The organism is Pseudomonas sp. IPO3749 (assembly GCF_013386605.1).
GTDB classification, from domain to species: domain Bacteria; phylum Pseudomonadota; class Gammaproteobacteria; order Pseudomonadales; family Pseudomonadaceae; genus Aquipseudomonas; species Aquipseudomonas azotoformans_A.
Genome location: NZ_JACARN010000152.1, coordinates 1 through 1,373 on the forward strand (window position 1 = coordinate 1; position 1,373 = coordinate 1,373).

Consider the following 1,373-nt stretch of genomic DNA (forward strand, 5'->3'; position numbering starts at 1 on the left):
ATCACAGCTGAATTACCCTATGCGATCATCCAGTACGCTACGAACAATAGTCTGCTCTACCCTCTGGATGCCGCCGAAGGTACGACTGCGACACTGACGCTTCCCGCAGGAAGCACCCAGGTCATTGTCCATTTCGCTATTAAGGGCCAGAGCTGTGCAACATTTGCGCCGATCCATGTGGCGAGCGGCAATGTAGCCGACATTCCCTGGCAATGGATCAGTACCTGTATCGGGCATACGGTGCTGATCTCGTACGAGGCTGTTGTCGGTGGTAAGCGCGAAGAGTCACTGGTACTTGAACTTGAGATTCAGGACGTCCGCGAAGGCGATCTGCGTGAGTCAATGCCTGAGTTCGCCCATGCCGAGTTGGAGTGGGGCACGCGGTGGTTGAACATGTTCAAGTTCAAGGGGAATGAAACTATTCGGGTCAAGGCCTGGGAGATGATTCGGGCGGGCTCGCGATTGTTTATTGTGGTTGCGGGTAATGAGCAAAATGTACCGCCGTTATTCAAATGGGTGGCCTTTGATCATGTCGTGACTGAAGAGGAAGCGCATGAGGGGTATGTGTTCGAGTTTGAGTTGTTGCGGCCCTGGCTAGCAGGCTTGGATGATTACTCGTCATGTACCTGCCATTTGGGGGTTATCTGGGACGGTTGTGAACCTGACGCACCGGTGTCTGATGTGAACCCGCTGCCTAGAAATGCTCAGGATTTCCATCAGCGCTCTACGGTGCTGTTGCGCGTCGATCCGACGCCTGACTTGCTAGCGCCCGCTATACGCGAAGCGGTCGACTGTGGCGTCGCCGGTTGGTTGATCAACCCAACCAACACCGTGAGCGGGGCCCATCTTGTGATTGCCTACGATGGCATGGCCCCCGGGACTGTTGTTTGCCCACATTTATCCGGCACCCCCGGCGCCGGTTCACCACCGTTTCCTTGCCACACCGTACAGCCCGGTGAAACCAGCCTTGTGTTCCCCGTGCCACCTTCGGCGATCAGTGCCAACTTCGGCAAACCGGTGACGGCAAGCTATACCGTTTCGTTTAACGGTCTCGGCCCATGGCCATCGCCTGCCTTTACGGCCACCGTGCTTGAACCTACTGAGTTTCCGAAACCCTACATTGAAGAGGTCACCGCTGAGGTCCTGGACCTTCATACCTTCAACGGTGACGCAACGGCCATAGTGCCCATCTGGGACTACGCCGCCGTCGGACAATGTGTCTGGGTCTGGATCACCGGCACGTTGGAGGACGGGAGCACTTACCTGTTCTATATCCTCATGGATAAGCCGCTCACCGCAGGCTGGCTGGCCAATGGCGTCGACGCACCGATTTCTAGGGCTGAGCTGCAGAAGCTGGAAGATTGCAGTGACTT

Annotated in this window: 1 pseudogene; it reads left to right on the top strand. The window is 56.4% G+C overall.

The annotated features are described in order from the left end of the window. Positions 1-1,373: pseudogene (locus tag HX812_RS31875) on the top strand (hypothetical protein); the annotation flags it as partial.